Genomic DNA, 15,737 nt, shown 5'->3' on the forward strand with positions numbered 1-15,737 from the left:
GCGCGTTTCACCAGAATTTATCTCAACTCAATCAGGTAGCACTGTGACGAAAGACGAACTGCGCGCGGAACTTGAGCGCCAGGAACAACGTTACAAGGAAGTTTACGGCGGGGAAGTCACCACCTACGCCGCTCAGCCCGAACCGGAACGCAAACCCTGGCGTAAACGCGCCACCGTTCAGGATCAGGCTTTCACTCAAGAATTGCAGAAAATGGAAAAGGAACTCAAAGCCGAAGAGCCATAAGCCCTCGGCCTGAATCCTTTCAAGGGTCTGTGTCTGCACCCGTTAAAAACGGGATGCATCGATGATGCCTTTCGCGCCCGCTACGAGCGGGCAGCGGCCACCTCACCCACCGGATGAGGCAAATGGCGCATGTCTGGCCCTCTTTTCAGATATTTCACACAAGCGTTAAAACCTCTTGTTCCTACGAGAGAACGCCTTGTGGCTGCGGCCTTTTCAAAGAAATTCAATGACTTGCAAAACCCAGTAAAAACCTGGGGCTTGGGCTGCTGCCACAAATTAATTCGTTGAAGAATGTTACCGATGAGCACCTAGTGCATCGATTAGCAGTCTTTTCTGGCATAATCGCGCCCCCTTACGACCGGGTCAGAAAACCTTCATGATCGATTTATTCAGCGGACTAGATGCTTGGGTGCTTGTGAGCCTCTTGCTCGCCCTGGCCTTTGTCCTCGCCTTCGAGTTCATCAACGGCTTTCATGACACCGCTAACGCGGTGGCCACTGTTATCTACACCAAAGCCATGCCGCCCCATCTGGCGGTGTTCTTTTCCGGTGTGTTCAACTTTCTCGGCGTTCTGCTGGGCGGTGTCGGCGTGGCGTATGCCATCGTCCACCTGCTGCCGGTAGAGCTGCTGATCAATGTGAACACCGGTCACGGGCTGGCCATGGTGTTCTCGCTGCTCGCCGCCGCTATCACCTGGAACCTGGGCACCTGGTACTTCGGTATCCCGGCTTCCAGCTCCCATACGCTGATCGGGTCGATCCTCGGTGTCGGCCTTGCCAACGCCTTGATCAACGACATTCCGTTGGCTGATGGCGTGAACTGGCAGAAGGCAATTGATATCGGTGCATCCCTGGTGTTCTCGCCGATGGCGGGCTTCCTGGTCGCCGCTCTGATACTGATCGGTCTTAAATGGTGGCGTCCACTGTCGAAGATGCACAAGACGCCGGAACAGCGCCGCAAGATCGACGACAAGAAACACCCGCCGTTCTGGAACCGCCTGGTGCTGGTCATTTCGGCTATGGCCGTGAGCTTCGTGCACGGCTCCAACGATGGCCAGAAAGGTATCGGCCTGATCATGCTGGTGCTGATCGGTATCGTACCGGCGCAGTTCGTTCTCGACCTGGGCAGCACGACTTACCAGATCGAACGGACTCGCGACGCGACCCTGCACCTGAGCCAGTTCTACAAGCGCAATGCCGATACGCTGGGTGAATACCTGGCCCTGGGCAAAAGCGTGGAAGGCGATCTGCCGGAGAAATTCCGTTGCAACCCGCAACAGACCGAACCGACCATCACCGCCCTGCTCGGCACCCTTAAAGGTGTAGCCGACTACCACTCGCTGCCGTCGGAAAGCCGCATCGAAGTGCGTCGCTACCTGCTCTGCCTGGACGACACGGCGAAGAAAGTCGGCAAGCTGCCAGGCCTCGCACCCCGTGAAAAGGCTGACCTGGACAAGCTGCGCAAAGACTTGACCACCACCACCGAATACGCCCCGTTCTGGGTGATCCTGGCGGTCGCCCTGGCCCTCGGCCTGGGTACCATGGTCGGCTGGAAACGCGTGGTACTGACCATCGGCGAGAAGATCGGCAAGCAGGGCATGACTTACTCCCAAGGCATGTCGGCTCAGATCACTACCGCAAGCCTGATCGGCATGGCCAACATCTTCAGCCTGCCGGTGTCCACCACCCACGTCCTGTCCTCGGGTGTGGCCGGCACCATGGTCGCCAACAAAAGCGGCCTGCAAGGCGGCACCGTCAGAACCATCCTGCTGGCCTGGGTCCTGACCCTGCCAGCCACAGTGGCCCTGTCAGCCGGCCTGTTCTGGCTGGCGTCGAAGGCACTGGGCAGCTGATACATCGCTGCAACGAAAAAGGCGCGCCTCGTAAGAGCCGCGCCTTTTTCATGCCTGCGATCTTCCAACACCACATTTGATCTCCATACATCCTCAAGAAATCGCAGACAAAAAAAAGGGCAACCGAAGTTGCCCAAAATGCCTTGCGTGCTCATTGCTTCCAGAAAGAACTACGGTTTGCGCTTTTGTGAATCCTTCCAGATAAAAAATCCAAACCCTGCAAAAAACAGAACCATGAGGCCGACTGTCAGCACTCCGGCGATCACCACGTTGTCGAAAAACATGACTGGCCTCCTGCACTTGCCTTGTTGCGATGGGGCTAAGTTAACCAATCAGGCAGGAGAAGAAATTGACCGGGATCAATGTCGCCCGAGACTGGGCGTAAAGGAGGGGAAATAACTGACCTGCATCAACCGATGCAGGGTGTTTCAACGCTTTTTCGGTTTGTTCTTCGGCTTTTTCTTCGCTTTACCCAACGGCATGGCGTGCTCGAACGCCTGGCGCACTTCGTTCAGGCGCTTTTCATTAAGGTCATGAACCCGCTTGGCGCGTTCGGCGTTGAGGTCGATCAGCTTGTCGTCTTGGCTCATGGTGCTCAGTGCATCGCTTGGAATGAAATTCAGTTGCCGCATCTGCAGGCAAGGATGTACCAATAATGCGGTCTGATGCCAGCGCTGACCAGCCGTGAGCTCAAATCTGGATATCGACCCACAAACCCTGCCGTGGCTGATCTTCCATCAATGGCGCCACTGGCACGGTATTGTCGGCATTGAGCTCGTCACCGGGAATTGCCAGGTGCTCTTCAGGATCTTCATCGGCTTCACGGCGGCGCCTTTGCTGTTCCTGCTTGCGGCGCTGTTCCTCGCGCAGCTGAAACGCCGCCTCTTCCGGATCGCGCTGTTGCAGGTCGATGGTGCTTTCGTTGGAGCTTTCCTGCACCGGCACCACGGGCGGAATATCCGGCCGCTGGCGAATCGGATCCTGCTGTGAGGTGATTGGCACGGCACTCAAGGGGAGCATCGGTGGCAGCATAATTATTAGTCTCCTGTCAGCAGGCTGTCGGCTGCGGGGATGGCGACTTGAGCCATCGGTCGCAAACTGTGACCCGTTTGGCACTTGTAGGAGCTGCCGCAGGCTGCGATCTTTATCGGACAACATAGAACTCAAGCGTTCCCCAAGATCAAAAGATCGCAGCCTTCGGCAGCTCCTACGCCGTAAACCTTTTGGTCTGGAGGGCCGATTCCGTTAAGATAGCCCGCTTTTTCAAGGTGGGAGTCAGGCAGCATGGCGCAGCAGTATCAACCGGGGCAACGCTGGATCAGTGACAGCGAAGCCGAGCTGGGTTTAGGCACCGTTCTGGCACAGGACGGCCGCTTGTTGACCGTGCTCTACCCGGCCACTGGCGAGACTCGCCAGTACGCGCTACGGAATGCGCCCCTCACCCGCGTGCGGTTTTCGCCGGGTGACTCGATCACTCACTTCGAAGGCTGGAAACTGACCGTACAAGAAGTCGACGACGTCGACGGCCTGCTGGTTTACCACGGCCTCAACGGACAGAACGAAGTGGTTACCCTGCCGGAAACCCAACTGTCGAACTTCATTCAGTTCCGTCTGGCCAGCGATCGTTTGTTCGCCGGGCAGATCGACCCGCTGGCCTGGTTCTCCCTGCGATACAACACCCTGGAACACACCAGCCGCCAGTTGCAGTCCGCGCTTTGGGGCCTCGGTGGCGTGCGTGCGCAACCGATCGCGCACCAGCTGCACATCGCCCGTGAAGTCGCCGACCGCATTGCACCGCGGGTTCTGCTGGCAGACGAAGTGGGCCTGGGCAAAACCATCGAAGCCGGTCTGGTGATCCATCGCCAACTGCTCTCGGGCCGCGCCAACCGCGTGTTGATCCTGGTTCCGGAGAACCTGCAGCACCAGTGGCTGGTGGAGATGCGCCGCCGCTTCAACCTGCAAGTTGCGCTGTTCGACGAAGAACGCTTCATCGAAAGCGATGCCGCCAACCCGTTCGAAGACACCCAGCTCGCGCTGGTTGCACTCGAGTGGCTGGTGGAAGACGAGAAGGCCCAGGACGCACTGTTCGCCGCCGGTTGGGACCTGATGGTTGTCGACGAAGCCCACCACCTGGTGTGGCACGAAGACAAGGCCAGCCCTGAGTATTCGCTGGTTGAACAACTGGCCGAAGTCATTCCCGGCGTTTTGCTGCTGACCGCGACCCCGGAACAACTGGGCCAGGACAGCCACTTTGCGCGTCTGCGCCTGCTTGACCCGAACCGTTTCCATGACCTGCACGCCTTCCGCGCCGAGAGCGAAAACTATCGCCCGGTGGCCGAAGCCGTCCAGGAGCTGCTGGACAAGGGGCGCCTGTCGCCTGAAGCGCACAAAACCATCCACGGGTTCCTCGGCAACGAAGGGGAAGCCTTGCTGGCGGCGGTTAACGATGGCGATATCGAAGCCAGCGCCCGTCTGGTCCGCGAACTGCTCGACCGCCACGGCACCGGCCGCGTGCTGTTCCGTAACACCCGCGCCGCCGTGCAGGGTTTTCCGGAGCGCAAACTGCATCCGTACCCGCTGCCGTGCCCCGACGAATACCTCGAACTGCCGCTGGGCGATCACGCCGAGCTGTACCCCGAAGTCAGCTTCCAGGCCCAGCCGGACGCCAACGAAGAAGAGCGCTGGTGGAAATTCGACCCTCGCGTCGAATGGCTGATCGACACCCTGAAGATGCTCAAGCGCACCAAAGTGCTGGTGATCTGCGCCCACGCCGAAACCGCCATGGACCTGGAAGACGCCTTGCGCGTGCGCTCCGGCATCCCGGCCACGGTCTTCCACGAAGGCATGAACATCCTTGAGCGAGACCGCGCCGCGGCCTACTTCGCCGACGAAGAGTTTGGCGCACAGGTGCTGATCTGCTCGGAAATCGGCAGCGAAGGTCGCAACTTCCAGTTCTCGCACCACTTGGTGCTGTTCGATCTGCCGTCCCACCCGGACTTGCTGGAGCAGCGGATCGGCCGTCTGGACCGGATCGGCCAGAAGCACATCATTGAAGTGCACGTGCCGTACCTGGAAACCAGCCCGCAAGAGCGACTGTTCCAGTGGTACCACGAAGCATTGAATGCATTCCTCAACACCTGCCCGACCGGCAACGCCTTGCAGCACCAGTTCGGCCCACGCCTGCTGCCGTTGCTGGAAAACGCCGACGACGGCGAGTGGCAAGCGCTGATCGACGAAGCCCGCACCGAGCGCGAGCGCCTGGAAGCCGATTTGCATACCGGCCGTGACCGCTTGCTGGAACTCAACTCCGGCGGCGCTGGCGAAGGTGATGCGCTGGTCGAGGACATCCTCGAGCAAGACGACCAGTTCGCCCTGCCGATCTACATGGAAACCCTGTTCGACGCGTTTGGCATCGACAGCGAAGACCACTCGGAAAACGCCCTGATCCTCAAGCCGAGCGAAAAAATGCTCGACGCCAGCTTCCCGCTGGGCGACGACGAAGGCGTGACTATCACGTACGACCGCAACCAGGCGCTGTCTCGCGAAGACATGCAGTTCATCACCTGGGAACACCCGATGGTTCAAGGTGGCATGGACCTGGTCTTGTCCGGTTCGATGGGTAACACCGCCGTGGCGCTGATCAAGAACAAGGCGCTGAAACCTGGCACCGTGTTGCTGGAACTGCTCTACGTCAGCGAAGTGGTTGCCCCGCGTTCGCTGCAACTGGGCCGTTACCTGCCGCCGGCCGCCCTGCGTTGCCTGCTCGATGCCAATGGCAACGACCTGTCGGGCCGGGTGTCGTTCGAAACCCTGAACGATCAACTGGAAAGCGTGCCCCGCGCCAGCGCCAACAAGTTCATCCAGGCCCAGCGCGATCAGCTGACGCCACGGATCAACGCCGGCGAAGAGAAGATCTTCCCGCGTCACGCCGAACGCGTGGCTGAGGCGCAACGTCGCCTGGCCGCCGACACCGACGAAGAACTGGCGCGCCTGACCGCGTTGCAAGCGGTCAACCCGACCGTGCGCGACAGCGAACTGGTTGCCCTGCGCAAGCAACGCGAGCAAGGCCTGGCCATGCTCGATAAGGCTGCGCTGCGACTGGAAGCGATTCGGGTGTTGGTGGCGGGTTAATTCCCCTGCTCCACCGGTAAAACAAAAAGGCCCGCAGCGATGCGGGCCTTTTTGCATTCTGTAGGTCTGTGGTTATACCGATGACGCCAAGATCGCAGCCTTCGGCAGCTCCTACGGGTGTACGCATTCCAAGGTAGGAGCTGCCGAAGGCTGCGATCTTTTGATCTTAAACCGCGGGCGCTACAGAAACCCCAGGCTCAACCACCGCCACCAACCCTTCCTTCATCCGCTTGGCATCGCGCACAAAACAGCGCGAAGCCAGGAACAGAAACACCATGGTGAAAAACAGCGCCACCGGGATCAAATACATCGCGTCATGCAGCCCGACAGCCTTGAACGCTTCGGTCATCTGTTCAGCACCGGCCGAGAGCATCGCCGTATGCGCAAAGTGGTCGGACAATGCGCCCACCACCACCGGCCCCAAACCACCACCCAGCAAATACAACCCGGCAAAGAACAGCGCCATGGCCGTAGCTCGCAAGCGCGGCTCGACTACGTCCTGAATGGCGGTGTAAACGCAGGTGTAGAAGTTGTAGGCAAACAACCAGCCCACACTGAACACCGCCACAAATACCCCGATCTCGATCCGCCCGGAATGCAGCGCCCAAGCCGTGCACACCGTCGAGATGATCAAGCTGAACGCGGCAAACAGCAGTCGCCCATTGGCCACCCGCTGGTGAATCTTGTCCGCCACCCAACCGCCCAGTGTCAGGCCGAACAACCCGGTCACGCCGACGATCACCCCGGTCGCCACCGCCGCTTCCTGTAACGGCATCAGGAAATAGCGCTGCAGCATCGGCACCAGAAACGAGTTGCAGGCATACGTCGCAAAGTTGAAACACAGCCCCGCCATCACCAGCCACAGGAACGTCGGCACCGCCAGCACCCGACGGATCGGCCGGTCGACACGTTCCTGCGAAACCTGCACGCTTTCCGCGGCGCCGCGTTTCGGTTCTTTGATGAAGAACATGAAGATCGCCAGGATCAGCCCCGGTACCGCCGCGATGAAGAACGGTGCGCGCCAGCTGTCGAAGGCCTTGACCATGGCGCCGATGGTGAAGAACGCCAGCAGCAGGCCCAATGGCAGCCCCAGCATGAAGATACCCATGGCCCGCGCCCGGCGGTGCGCCGGGAACAGGTCGCCGATCAGCGAGTTGGCGGCCGGTGCGTAACTGGCTTCACCGATGCCAATGCCCATGCGCACGATCAGGAAAGCCCAGAAACTCCCCACCAGTCCGTTGACTGCTGTCAGCCCGCTCCACGCCGCCAGGCCCCAGCCCATCAATTTGCTGCGTGAACCGGTATCGGCCATCCGTCCCAGAGGCAGGCCGGCAATGGCATAAACGAGGGTGAATGCGGTACCGATGATCCCCAGCTGAAAGTCGCTGAGGTGCCATTCCATGCGGATCGGTTCGATGATGATGGCCGGAATGGTGCGATCGAAGAAGTTGAACAGGTTGGCCAGGAACAGCAGGAACAGAATGCGCCAGGCATTCGCCGCTTGGGTCGAGTTCTGCATGGATCCGTCTCTTTTATTGTTATTGGGGCTTCACTGCCAGCGCATCCGAGCCCGGAACCTGCAATCTAGTCAGGCCCGCCAGAGCTGTCTGTAATTATTCGTATAGCTGATAGCGCCCCATGTAATGAAGCACCGCTCATGCAACATTTTATTTCTAAGCACTCGGCAGCTCATTCCAAAATCATTAAAAGCAATGTGCCACCAACGCTTGCACTCTCTGCATGACACCTATACTCCAATGCATTCGCCAGGTTCACGGTGTCGGCCAGAATGATAAATGCGGGGCGTACGATGGAGTGGCCTGCTTTATATTTCACTACCCAGCTGCCAGAGAGCGGGCAGGTCATACTCAATTGCGCCCATAACCCCTTTCTGGTGTTACTGGCCTACGTGGTCGCCTGTGCGGCCGGCTTCGCCACGCTAGACATCACCGAACGGGTTGGCCATGCCGAAAAATCCGCGTCCCAACGCCTCTGGCGCTGGGTCGGCGCCGGGTGTCTGGCGGGCGGTATCTGGGCCATGCACTTCATCAGCATGCTGGCGTTCCAGGCGCCGATCGAAATCCATTACCAACTGCCTATCACCCTGATCTCACTGTTGTTCGCGCTGACTGCCTCGTGGCTGGCGATGCATACCCTCAGCCATCCTCATCTGAATTTCTGGCAATACTTGCGGGCCGCGTTGTGGATCGGCCTGGGCATCGCGACCATGCACTACGTGGGCATGGCCGCCATGCGTTCGAATGCGACGGCCTATTACCAACCTTTCCTGTTCGCCCTCTCCATCGTGATCGCGATAGGCGCCAGCCTGGCCGCACTGTTGATTTCCAGTTACCTGCGCGAAGGCAGCGGTGTATCTCATCAACTCCTCAAATACACCGCCAGCCTGGTGCTCGGGGCCGGCATCGTCAGCATGCACTTCACCGGCATGGCGGCGCTCAGTCTGGTGCTGCCCGACAACAGCCTCCAGCCGCTGCCCGGCGATAATAACCACCTGCAACTGGGGCTGACGGTGGCGGTGATAACGTTGCTGATCATCGGCAGCAGCATCAGCGCAGCACTCGCCGACAAGAAACTGCAACACAAGGAGAGCGACCTGCAGCGGGTCAACACCCTGCTCAGTCAACTGGACCAGGCGCGAATGTCGTTGCAACTGGTTGCGCACTACGACGCGTTGACCAACCTGATCAACCGTCGCGGCTTCAACCAGATCTTCGCCGAGAAGCTGATCGAGAAAGCCAATGAAGGCGGCATGCTGGCAGTGATGTTCCTCGACATCGATCACTTCAAGCGGATCAACGACAGCCTGGGTCACGACGCCGGCGACGAATTGCTCAAAGTCCTGGCCAGCCACATCAACAGCTCGGTGCGCAGCCCCGATGACGTGGTGGCGCGCTTCGGTGGAGACGAGTTCTGCATCCTCATCAGCCTGCATGACCGTGAAGAAGCGCGGCTCATGGCCCAGCGCATCATGCTGAAAATGAAAGATCCTATCGAGCTGGCCGGACGAAGCATGGTCATGACCACCAGCATTGGCATCAGCCTGTTCCCGCAAGACGGCAATACCTGCGAAGAGCTGCTGAAAAACGCCGACCTCGCGCTGTACCAGTCCAAGGACAGCGGTCGCAACGGCCTGCATTTTTTCAGTCCACACATGAAAGCCCGCGCCACGCTGGAGTTGCAACTGGAAGAAGAGTTGCGTCACGCCTTGCGCGAAGACGACGGATTAATACTGTATTACCAACCCATCTATGACCTGAAAACCGGCCAAGTCACCAAACTCGAAGCACTGATTCGCTGGCAACACCCGGTTCACGGGTTGCTGGCACCCGATCGATTCATTGCGATTGCCGAGGCCAACGGCCTGATCGCCGAACTGGATAACTGGGTGTTGCGCAAGGCCTGCGAAGATCTTGGCGAACTGGCCCGTCAAGGTTGTGAAGAACTCAAGATCGCCGTGAACTGCTCGCCCCTCAACCTTGGGCGCGAAGAGCTGGTCGATGAAATCGAACACGCCCTGCGCGCCGCTGGGGTGGCGCCGCAGCGGCTGGAACTGGAAGTAACCGAAAACGCGCTGATGGGCAATCTCACCAACACCCTGGTGTTGCTGCGGCAGATCTGTGCCCTCGGAGTTTCGCTGTCGATCGACGATTTCGGCACCGGCTATTCATCCCTGGCCTACCTCAAGCGCCTGCCGCTGAACACGCTGAAGATCGACCGTTCGTTCATCCAGGACATCCCCAAGGCCACCCAGGACATGGAAATCGTCCAGGCCATTATCATCTTGGCTCACACCCTGCATTTACAGGTTGTTACCGAAGGCGTGGAAACCTTCGAGCAATATGACTTTCTCGAACGACAAGGCTGCGACTTTGTTCAGGGCAACCTGCTCAGCCGTCCAGTGCCACTGGCTGAGTTGCGTCCGGTGCTGAACGAAATCAACCAGCGTAAACACGCGCGTAGCGTCAGTTCTCTAAGTCTGGCTCGCGGTACATCTGCACTAACGTTGACGGATCCTTTTCCAAAAAGCCCTGCCCCCCATGCAGGCGCATCAGTTGTGCGGCCAATCCGCTGATCGGAGTGGCCGCGCCTTGTTCACGGGAAAAACTCACCGCAGCGTCCAGATCCTTGAGTAACGTGCGTACGTGCCACTTCACGGGCTCGAAACGGCTGTCAGCCATTTGCGGGGCGAGGATCTGCAAGGGTTTTGAATCGGCGAAGCCGCCGGTCAGGGCTTCGGCAATCATGCTGGCATTGACTTGGGAGCGTTCAGCCAGAGCCACCACTTCGGCGATCACCAGCGCATTGCAGGCGACAATCATCTGATTGCAAACCTTGGTCACCTGCCCTGCCCCGACTGCCCCCATATGAGTCACGCGCTGACCAAGCGTCAACAACACCGGCCGCACACGCTCAAGATCTGCCGTTGTGCCGCCAACCATGATCGCCAGGCTGCCAGCCTCGGCGCCGGACACACCGCCGGACACGGGCGAATCCATCCAACTCATGCCGGTTGTATTGATCAGCGCTTCGGCCATTTCCCGGGTCGCCGTGGGTTCCAGACTGGAAAAGTCCACCAGCACTTGACCGTTTTTCGCCCCCTCGGCAATGCCCGCCGGGCCAAAAACCACTTCGCGCACGACAGCTGTGTCCGCCAGGCACAGCATCACCACGTCGGCGTGCTGGCACAGCTCAGCCGGCGTGGCGACTTGTCGTGCACCAGCCTCTACCAGCGGCGCGCACTTGGCTGGATTGCGGTTCCACACCGTCAGCGGATAACCCGCTGCCAGCAGGCGCCGGCACATCGGCAAGCCCATCAGGCCGACCCCCGCAAACCCGAGTGAAGGTAACGCTGCCATCATTTGGCCTCCTTTTGATTAAAGATCGGCAAATATTGGCCGATTTATCATGACTTAGGAAAGGATTCCCCCGAGCGATGCTCAGGCCAAGGCCCTGACGCTTGGGCCAAATACGCGCTGAAAAAAGACGCGAGATCCCATCCGTGATGGTTCGACGACATCGTGTCGCTCAACCAACCAGCCCAGGTACATGGCGCACAATGACTTCTAAAAACAATCCGGCCACTGCGATATCCGATCTGACGTTGAGCCCCGCGGCAAACAGCCCCGCACCGTCGAAGCCATTGACGCCATCGCGCCCCTTGGCGACTCAGCAATACCTGTACTTCACCGAAACCAATACCGATCGCATCCTCGATAATCTCGACGGCCTGCGCGACATGGTGTTCCCGCGCCCACCGCATCTGGAAGGCGACAGCGAACAGCACAGCGATCAGGAATTCCCGTCGGTATGCCTGATCGGCCTGGGCCGCTGCGGTTCGAACATCGCGCTGGACGTCGCCGAACTGGTGTACAACGCCCGCAAGTTCTACCTCAACGAATTCAATAACGAAGATCGCCTGTCGCCGGACAAGCGCTACGCCGAAAAGGGGTACAGCCCGGCACAGTGGATTCGCAACAACCTGCGCCTGGGGCCGAACAAGGCCACCAAACCGGTGTTCCTGGTAGAACCGCTGGTCATGCTCGGCGACCTGGACAAAGACATCGCCGGCCGCATCCGTTTCTCGCGCAAAGGCGAAAAAAGCGGTTTTCTGCGCGACTACAGCAAAATGAAAATCATGGACTTGTCGGAAGTCCACGCCGGTGGCGCCGGTAACGCGCCGATCCTCGGCCAATACCTGGCCAAGATCATCCTGAACAAGGACACCCAGCGTTTCTCCAGCCCTGACTGGAAGATGATTCACTCGTACTTGATCGACAGCTGCGGGATCAAGGCCAACCAGTCGCGCCTGTACTTCTCGATTTTCAGTGCCGGTGGCGGTACCGGTTCGGGCATGGCCTCGGAATTCGGCCTGGCCCAGCAACACTCGTACATGAACAAGACGTTCGACACCAAGCCGATGGACGAGCACGACGGCAAGAGCGGTCATTCCTTCGTCTTCGAGCCGATCTTCACCAGCGGCATTTGTGTGTTGCCGAACATTTCCGATCACCGCAGTGAAATGTCCGAGGCGCTGCACATCAACGCCGGTCGCCTGCTGTGCAAATACCTGTCGGAAGAGTGGGACTTCTCCTACAACTTCGCCAACGAAGACAGCAGCGAAGCCAGTGTCATGGGCCGTATCCGCCCGTGGAACGCCATGATGCTGATCTCCAACGACATCATGCGTTATGCCGAAGAAAGCGATGACGGCAACATCCAGAACATCGACGTCAACGCGATGGAAAAGCACGCTAACCAATACATCTCACAGCAGATCTTCAACATTCTGACGGCGCAAGCGGTCACCACCGACTACGACCAGAACTATTTCCGTCGCGCCGGCATCGACATTGGCGAAACCATTCGCCTGGACGCCAACGACCTGTTCATGAGTCTGGCCGGCCCCGTCGCGATTGCCTACGCCGAGTCCGTGGTGCCGGAAACCCCGCCGCCGAGCAGCGACAAGTTCAAGGTGTTCGAGAAAGAACCGCAGCGCCTGAACATCGACGACCTGTTCTTCCGCTCCATCGACTTGCCGCACTTCAACAAAGTGACCCAGGCGATCGAAGGCATCAGCTTGTTGCCGATCGAATCCAAGCGCTATCGCGCCTCGCTGGAGCAGTACAAGAACTCGGGGTATGACGCGGCCGCCTTGCACGACCTGCACTTCTTCAAGAACTGCTCGTCGGTGGTCTCGATTGTTTCGCTGCCAAAGGACTACAAGCTGTCCTACATGGACCTGAACCGGTTGAAGACCCACCTCAACAGCCTGTTCCCGAACACCACGCTCAAGCGTTATGCGCTGGTCATCGGCGCCTCGGCCAACCTGTCGTTGACCACCCTGATCGCCAAGAGCCCGTGCCTGTCGGACGATTTCCTGACGCTGATCGTGGCCTTTATCAAGCGTTGCTTCGCGAAAACCCCGTACCGCTTTGACGAGACGCTGGATAACTCGATCCTGGACTTCATCATCAATGAAGACTTTGACGAGGACAGGATCGACGAGCTGCTTAATGAGTTTGAGAACCCGGCGAAGATCCTCGACACCAACTGGTACGCGATCAAACCGATGTACGAGAAGAAGTACCGCGAGCTGATCAACGACAAAGACAAGTTCGTCTCGATCAATGACATTCGTCTGTCCCGGGACTGCGTGAAGAAGGCGATCAAGTACTTGCGCGAGATTTATCGTCACCGGATTGGCAAGACCAAGATTATTTCGCTGAATAACCATACCGGCAAGACTGCTTGATGAGGTCTGCCTGAAAAGATCGTAGTCTTCGGCAGCTCCTACGGGCTGCGGTTCACATGGCACCGCGTCGCGCCTTTGTAGGAGCTGCCGCAGGCTGCGATCTTTTGATCTTGTTTCCAACATTCAGAAACAATTAAGCAGCCATAAGGCTGCTCAATAAACTGTTCCCGTTACGTTTACGTCACCCTCGCCAAGACCCTTCTGTGGCCTTTCTCTACGGCAACATGCCATCACGCTACTCGGCTACACACTTTTGCCCGACAAGGTCGCGCACCAATAGAGTGCGAGCCGTCAGCTCGTCGCCCTTTCCTGGATCAGAATCCACGGCGAAACGACCACTGCCCACAGGTCTGGATCACGTTCAAAAAGATCCAGCGCCCGCGTTTCAGACAGCTTGGCGACCTTGTCAGCGGCCAGCCAGGCAGCCACTTTCTCGCCTTCATCGGTCGCGACTGCCTCCGCTGCAGCAATCAAATCCAGACCGGGGTCGACCCACAATAGGGCACCCTTGGCGAAGAACGGCTCAAGCTCCTTCCAGGTAATAGATGCGGTTTCACCAAGCAGCTTGGCATAGAGGGTGCTAGGTTCTTGAGTCATGGGTCCTGTCCGGAAAAGAAATTGACGTAATCATAACGTCGGTGGTCTGGCAGAAAAACCCGGATGCAATTGAGTTACCGATTGAAAACAGCAGGAAAGCCAAGGATTGCTGATATTTCAGCTATAACCCCCGCCGCCATTCTGTCTTTTTCTTTCAAAAAAGCGACACCCTCAGGTTTTGCCCCCTGGCGCCAGCTTCCCAGGCTAACAATTGGCGCTCTACACTGTACCGGTACAGTTGCCGGGGGCATTTTCCGGAGGATATCGAAGATATCTGACCCGGTTCTGCTGCTACGGCGCCAGGACTATAAAAACTACAACAGTAAGAGTGGAGCACTATGACTAAGGCTACTAAGCAGATTTCCAAACTGTTTGCCGCTATGGTTCTGGCCGGGGTTGCCAGCCATTCGTTCGCAGCTGACACCATCAAGATCGGCATCGCCGGCCCTAAAACCGGCCCTGTAGCCCAATACGGCGACATGCAGTTCAGTGGCGCCAAAATGGCCATCGAACAGATCAACGCCAAAGGCGGCGTAGACGGCAAGAAACTCGAAGCCGTTGAATACGATGACGCCTGTGATCCAAAACAAGCGGTAGCGGTCGCGAACAAAGTCGTCAACGACGGCGTCAAGTTCGTGGTCGGTCACCTGTGCTCCAGCTCCACCCAACCCGCTTCGGACATCTACGAAGACGAAGGCGTGATCATGATTACCCCGGCTGCCACCAGCCCGGACATCACTTCCCGTGGTTACAAAATGATCTTCCGCACCATCGGTCTGGACAGCGCCCAAGGCCCTGCCGCCGGTAACTACATTGCCGACTTCGTAAAACCGAAGATCGTTGCTGTTCTGCACGACAAGCAGCAATACGGTGAAGGCATCGCCACCGCCGTGAAGAAAACCCTGGAAGGCAAAAACGTCAAGGTTGCCGTGTTCGAAGGCATCAACGCTGGCGACAAAGACTTCTCTTCGATGATCTCCAAGCTCAAGCAAGCCAACGTCGACTTCGTCTACTACGGCGGCTACCACCCGGAGCTGGGCCTGATCCTGCGTCAAGCCCAGGAAAAAGGCCTGAAAGCCAAGTTCATGGGTCCGGAAGGCGTGGGTAACGACTCCATTTCGCAGATCGCCAAAGACGCTTCCGAAGGTCTGCTGGTGACCCTGCCGAAATCCTTCGACCAGGATCCGGCCAACATCGCCCTGGCTGACGCGTTCAAAGCCAAGAAAGAAGACCCGAGCGGTCCGTTCGTGTTCCCGGCCTACTCGGCTGTGACCGTGATTGCCGACGGTATCAAGGCTGCCAAGAGCGAAGACGCTGCCAAAGTGGCTGAAGCCATCCACGCAGGCACCTTCAAGACTCCGACTGGCGACCTGAGCTTCGACGCCAAGGGCGACTTGAAAGACTTCAAATTTGTGGTTTACGAGTGGCACTTCGGCAAACCTAAAACTGAAGCCAAGCCTCAGTAAGGCGTTGCCTGACTGACTGCCAATAAAGCCCACGGCGTGCCGTGGGCTTTGTTTTACGAACGTATTGGGCCGCGCTGGCGTGATCCGCCAGTCTCCCCACCTGAAAATCTCAAAACCGTCATCAGCGGTTCGCTGGCAAACCTCGCGTTCGAAGTGGATGCAGATCCACGGGGC

Annotated in this window: 12 protein-coding genes; 6 read left to right on the forward strand and 6 right to left on the reverse strand. The window is 58.4% G+C overall.

The window, feature by feature from the left end:
- Positions 1-43 precede the first annotated feature (43 nt).
- Positions 44-244: a hypothetical protein gene (locus ACA059_RS25010; protein ID WP_007935837.1), complete on the forward strand. Its 201-nt coding sequence runs from the start codon at positions 44-46 to the stop codon at positions 242-244.
- A 376-nt stretch (positions 245-620) separates the two neighbouring features.
- Positions 621-2,096 carry an inorganic phosphate transporter gene (locus ACA059_RS25015; protein ID WP_154978998.1) on the forward strand — a complete coding sequence of 492 codons (1,476 nt, stop codon included), beginning with the start codon at positions 621-623 and terminating at the stop codon, positions 2,094-2,096.
- A gap of 170 nt (positions 2,097-2,266) precedes the next feature.
- On the opposite strand, the gene ccoM is transcribed toward ACA059_RS25015, so the two are convergent.
- From ccoM to ACA059_RS25030, 3 genes are all read right to left on the reverse strand, one after another.
- Positions 2,267-2,380, reverse strand: a complete 114-nt coding sequence (gene ccoM, locus ACA059_RS25020; RefSeq protein ID WP_461962811.1) for a cytochrome c oxidase subunit CcoM — start codon at positions 2,378-2,380, stop codon at positions 2,267-2,269.
- A 144-nt stretch (positions 2,381-2,524) separates the two neighbouring features.
- Positions 2,525-2,686 carry a hypothetical protein gene (locus ACA059_RS25025; protein ID WP_095128014.1) on the reverse strand — a complete coding sequence of 54 codons (162 nt, stop codon included), beginning with the start codon at positions 2,684-2,686 and terminating at the stop codon, positions 2,525-2,527.
- A 100-nt stretch (positions 2,687-2,786) separates the two neighbouring features.
- Entirely contained in the window at positions 2,787-3,128 is a 342-nt protein-coding gene (locus ACA059_RS25030; RefSeq protein WP_095128015.1) for an aspartate-semialdehyde dehydrogenase, read from the reverse strand.
- Between the two features lie 252 nt (positions 3,129-3,380).
- Here ACA059_RS25030 and rapA point away from each other — a divergent pair, with 252 nt between their 5' ends.
- On the forward strand, positions 3,381-6,227 hold the full coding sequence (gene rapA / locus ACA059_RS25035; protein WP_497631380.1) for an RNA polymerase-associated protein RapA: 2,847 nt from the start codon (positions 3,381-3,383) through the stop codon (positions 6,225-6,227).
- Positions 6,228-6,393: 166 nt separating this feature from the next.
- Here rapA and ACA059_RS25040 read toward each other — a convergent pair whose 3' ends face one another.
- Complete coding sequence (locus ACA059_RS25040) at positions 6,394-7,746, reverse strand: spinster family MFS transporter (protein ID WP_497631381.1); 1,353 nt, start codon at positions 7,744-7,746, stop codon at positions 6,394-6,396.
- Positions 7,747-8,037: 291 nt separating this feature from the next.
- Between ACA059_RS25040 and ACA059_RS25045 the strand changes: the two genes are divergently transcribed.
- Complete coding sequence (locus ACA059_RS25045; RefSeq protein ID WP_497631382.1) at positions 8,038-10,320, forward strand: putative bifunctional diguanylate cyclase/phosphodiesterase; 2,283 nt, start codon at positions 8,038-8,040, stop codon at positions 10,318-10,320.
- Here ACA059_RS25045 and ACA059_RS25050 read toward each other — a convergent pair.
- Positions 10,211-11,107 carry an NAD(P)-dependent oxidoreductase gene (locus ACA059_RS25050; protein ID WP_497631383.1) on the reverse strand — a complete coding sequence of 299 codons (897 nt, stop codon included), beginning with the start codon at positions 11,105-11,107 and terminating at the stop codon, positions 10,211-10,213. The two genes, ACA059_RS25045 and ACA059_RS25050, sit on opposite strands and share 110 nt — an antisense overlap.
- Positions 11,108-11,304: 197 nt before the next feature.
- On the opposite strand from ACA059_RS25050, the gene ACA059_RS25055 reads away from it, so the two are divergent.
- Positions 11,305-13,500, forward strand: coding sequence for a hypothetical protein (locus ACA059_RS25055; RefSeq protein WP_497631384.1), 2,196 nt, complete (start codon positions 11,305-11,307; stop codon positions 13,498-13,500).
- Positions 13,501-13,791: 291 nt separating this feature from the next.
- On the opposite strand, the gene ACA059_RS25060 is transcribed toward ACA059_RS25055, so the two are convergent.
- Positions 13,792-14,097 (reverse strand): DUF2288 domain-containing protein, encoded by a 306-nt coding sequence (locus ACA059_RS25060; RefSeq protein ID WP_497631385.1) that lies wholly within the window; start codon positions 14,095-14,097, stop codon positions 13,792-13,794.
- A gap of 338 nt (positions 14,098-14,435) precedes the next feature.
- On the opposite strand from ACA059_RS25060, the gene ACA059_RS25065 reads away from it, so the two are divergent.
- Positions 14,436-15,563 carry a branched-chain amino acid ABC transporter substrate-binding protein gene (locus ACA059_RS25065; RefSeq protein ID WP_129441796.1) on the forward strand — a complete coding sequence of 376 codons (1,128 nt, stop codon included), beginning with the start codon at positions 14,436-14,438 and terminating at the stop codon, positions 15,561-15,563.
- The last annotated feature ends 174 nt before the right edge of the window (positions 15,564-15,737 follow it).

It is taken from the genome of Pseudomonas sp. LBUM1647, assembly GCF_059716175.1.

Coding starts and splice junctions, on each gene's coding strand:
- ACA059_RS25045 (WP_497631382.1), top strand. CDS start 8,038: ATGGAGTGGCCTGCTTTATATTTCACTACCCAGCTGCCAGAGAGCGGG.
- ACA059_RS25065 (WP_129441796.1), top strand. CDS start 14,436: ATGACTAAGGCTACTAAGCAGATTTCCAAACTGTTTGCCGCTATGGTT.
- ccoM (WP_461962811.1), bottom strand. CDS start 2,380: ATGTTTTTCGACAACGTGGTGATCGCCGGAGTGCTGACAGTCGGCCTC.
- ACA059_RS25055 (WP_497631384.1), top strand. CDS start 11,305: ATGACTTCTAAAAACAATCCGGCCACTGCGATATCCGATCTGACGTTG.
- ACA059_RS25025 (WP_095128014.1), bottom strand. CDS start 2,686: ATGAGCCAAGACGACAAGCTGATCGACCTCAACGCCGAACGCGCCAAG.
- ACA059_RS25015 (WP_154978998.1), top strand. CDS start 621: ATGATCGATTTATTCAGCGGACTAGATGCTTGGGTGCTTGTGAGCCTC.
- ACA059_RS25060 (WP_497631385.1), bottom strand. CDS start 14,097: ATGACTCAAGAACCTAGCACCCTCTATGCCAAGCTGCTTGGTGAAACC.
- rapA (WP_497631380.1), top strand. CDS start 3,381: ATGGCGCAGCAGTATCAACCGGGGCAACGCTGGATCAGTGACAGCGAA.
- ACA059_RS25040 (WP_497631381.1), bottom strand. CDS start 7,746: ATGCAGAACTCGACCCAAGCGGCGAATGCCTGGCGCATTCTGTTCCTG.
- ACA059_RS25050 (WP_497631383.1), bottom strand. CDS start 11,107: ATGATGGCAGCGTTACCTTCACTCGGGTTTGCGGGGGTCGGCCTGATG.
- ACA059_RS25030 (WP_095128015.1), bottom strand. CDS start 3,128: ATGCTGCCACCGATGCTCCCCTTGAGTGCCGTGCCAATCACCTCACAG.